Below are 2,114 nucleotides of genomic sequence, written 5' to 3' on the forward strand. Positions count from 1 at the left end.
CTTTCAACGAAAATGCAGGACTATTTGAAATCGTCCCCTGAGCTTCCAAGCGCCATAGCCACCCAACCTGTCATCCTAAATCACATGATAGCCCAAGGACAGGACAATTTAAAAAGCCTTTGGATGGGCCACTTAATGGAACGTGGACTTTATAAACAGGCGGCGTATAGTTATGTGATGAACAGAATAACACCCAATTTGCCGCTCGAACTCGTAGAGCACCATATGGCAAACGGGTTCAAGCAAGCTTTGTTAGCCGTTGCCACGGAGCGGGACCGCAAAGTACAGGCCAATATGCTCCGGGCAGGATGGGACGCCCTGGATACGTTCATAGGCCCTACGACTTACAAAGAGGAAGAAGCCTATAACGGGTTTAAAGACGAGCTTACGGATTATTCCAAATACAAGGGGAATTGGCTTTCGATGTAGGTTTCTATAGTTCAGAAATATAAGATTTGGCAGACAGATTTATATAGTCGGTGTAAAATTGAACAAGAGTAGTTATTACTCTTATAGCGAGAACGAAGGTAAATTTTCGCTGTTTTTACACTTTGTTCAGTCGTTAGGGTAAATCCTAATCAAATATAAATCGCATTCTTTTAAGAGAGCACTTAAAGATTTTTGAGGTTTGACATTGTTATAATTCCGTGCTTGAATTAGCCAATATACTTAGGCTTCAGAATTGTTTGGCCAATTCTCAATATCTTAATGAAACAACCAAAACGGCCAAAGGCTATCTTTCCTATTCTAAAATGTCCGCTTTCACGATTCTTTTTTTAATAGCCCTCCTGATATTTTTGAAGCTAAAGCGGAAAGTCAATTTACCTGAATTGATAATACTTATAGTTGCTAGTATAGGTCCAATGTGATAATGTGAGATCGGATTGTAAGTAGTTTTTGCTTCTAGTCTTTATTTTTCTTATTCACGATTTTCTTTTCGCTACTTTGATCTATTATTCTTACATTGGACAGAATTTGACAAGTCAAAATTAAAAAGGAAACAAAATTCCCCCGGTATGAATTATAAAAAGATCGTTTATTGCTTCTAGGGCATTACATCTTACTGAGGAGAAAATAATATACACCGAAAGATGAAATTAGCCAATAGGATAAAAGAGCTTAGAGAAAGCCAAGGCTTGCTTCAACGGCAACTCTCAGCACAGTTAGAGATAGACACGCCAATGTTTAGCAAGATTGAACGTGGTGAACGTAGAGCCAAACAGGAGCAAGTATTGAAAATAGCGGAGATACTCAAAGTAAGTCCGGATGAGCTTATAGCGCTTTGGCTTACAGATCAAATAGTAGATCTTGTGGCCAATGCTTGTCCGTCCGACAGGTGGAAAGAGCAGGTATTGCAAGCCTTAAAAATGGCTGAAACAGACATTAAAAATAAAAAGGATTAATGTTTAATTATCAGTGAGGGAAAATGTAGTTAAAAATAAAAGTTTTGATTTCGCTATCAGGGTGGTAAAGCTGAGCCAGTTCTTGTGCGACCAGCAAAAAGAATTTGTTTTAAGCAAACAACTTTTGCGAAGTGGTACAAGCGTAGGTGCTATGGTAAGAGAAGCTGAACACGCAGAAACGAAAAAAGATTTTATTCATAAAATGGCTATAGCCCAAAAGGAAATAAACGAAACGATGTATTGGTTGGAATTATTATTCCAAACCGAATACCTTAATAAAGAACAGTTTGAAAGCGTAAATACTGATGCTTTAGAAATCATTAAGATCATCACTAGCATCATAAAAACCGCTAAAGCTAACATTAACCATTAATCATTGACAAATAACCATTATAAAAGTATGGCCAAGAAAAAAATAGAAAAGACCAAAGCAATAGAGGAAACCCTTTGGCAGTCCTGCGATAAATTAAGAGGTTCCGTTGAGCCCTCAGAATATAAGCACGTCGTATTGGGCTTAATATTCCTGAAGTTCACTAGTGATAAATTTGAACAACGCAGAAAAGAACTCATTGCAGAAGGCAAGGAGAAATATGTGGAAATGAAAGATTTCTACAATATGAAAAACGTGTTTTTTTTAGATGAGATTTCTCGCTGGTCTTACATTATTAAAAATGCAAAGCAAGACGATATTGCTATCAAAATTGATACGGC

Annotated in this window: 4 protein-coding genes; all 4 read left to right on the forward strand. The window is 37.4% G+C overall.

The features are described 5' to 3' along the window. On the forward strand, positions 1-429 hold a 429-nt coding region (locus F1E73_RS16700; protein WP_223883495.1), incomplete at its 5' end, for a hypothetical protein. Positions 430-1,091: 662 nt separating this feature from the next. After that, positions 1,092-1,403 carry a helix-turn-helix domain-containing protein gene (locus F1E73_RS16705; RefSeq protein ID WP_150452620.1) on the forward strand — a complete coding sequence of 104 codons (312 nt, stop codon included), beginning with the start codon at positions 1,092-1,094 and terminating at the stop codon, positions 1,401-1,403. A 13-nt stretch (positions 1,404-1,416) separates the two neighbouring features. Continuing rightward, complete coding sequence (locus tag F1E73_RS16710) at positions 1,417-1,776, forward strand: four helix bundle protein (protein ID WP_150452621.1); 360 nt, start codon at positions 1,417-1,419, stop codon at positions 1,774-1,776. 27 nt (positions 1,777-1,803) lie between these two features. Beyond that, positions 1,804-2,114 (forward strand): type I restriction-modification system subunit M N-terminal domain-containing protein (locus F1E73_RS16715; protein WP_150452622.1); only part of this gene is annotated, 311 nt, incomplete at its 3' end.

This window comes from Arenibacter lacus (assembly GCF_008711145.1).
Classification (GTDB): domain Bacteria; phylum Bacteroidota; class Bacteroidia; order Flavobacteriales; family Flavobacteriaceae; genus Arenibacter; species Arenibacter amylolyticus.

Bases quoted from the DNA above. Each gene is read 5' to 3' on its own strand.
- F1E73_RS16705 (WP_150452620.1), top strand. From the start codon at position 1,092: ATGAAATTAGCCAATAGGATAAAAGAGCTTAGAGAAAGCCAAGGCTTG.